The 532-nt window shown below is 70.1% G+C and carries 1 protein-coding gene; it reads left to right on the forward strand.

The genetic code is table 11. The features are described from left to right. Positions 1–20: 20 nt before the first annotated feature. Positions 21–532, forward strand: a 512-nt coding sequence (locus A5779_RS05305) for a DUF222 domain-containing protein (RefSeq protein ID WP_236734656.1), incomplete at its 3' end; no start/stop codon positions are given.

Consider the following 532-nt stretch of genomic DNA (forward strand, 5'->3'; position numbering starts at 1 on the left):
TACGCGACAAACTCCCGTTGGTGGCCGCCCGGTTCGCCGCCGGCGACATCGACTACCGGGTGGTGCGGATGCTCATCGCCCGCACCGGCATCGTCGACCCCGCAGTCTGGGCCGGCCTGGATGAAGAACTCGCGGCCCGGGCCCACCGGTGGATGCGGCTGTCTGAACGGCAGTTGCGGGACCGGGTGGATCAATGGATCGCCAAACTCGACCCCCACGGGGTACGGGTTCCACCCCCGATCGACGACGGGCGGTTTGTTCAGGTGGAGGCGAGCAGCCCCGGCATGGCGTCGGTGTGGGCCAACATCCACGCCGCCGACGGGGTCGCACTGAATCAACGCCTCGATGCGGTCGCCGACACCGTCTGCAAACACGACCCCCGTACCCAGGAGCAGCGCCGCGCCGATGCGGTGGGACCGGTGGCCCGACTGGAATCCCGCATGCCCTGCCTGTGTCGGCGCGAAGACTGCCCCGCCGCACAGCAGCGGGCGGCCGCCGATGCCGCGGTGGTGCATGTGCTGGCCGACCAATC

It is taken from the genome of Mycolicibacterium peregrinum (assembly GCF_001665625.1).
Lineage (GTDB): Bacteria > Actinomycetota > Actinomycetes > Mycobacteriales > Mycobacteriaceae > Mycobacterium > Mycobacterium peregrinum_B.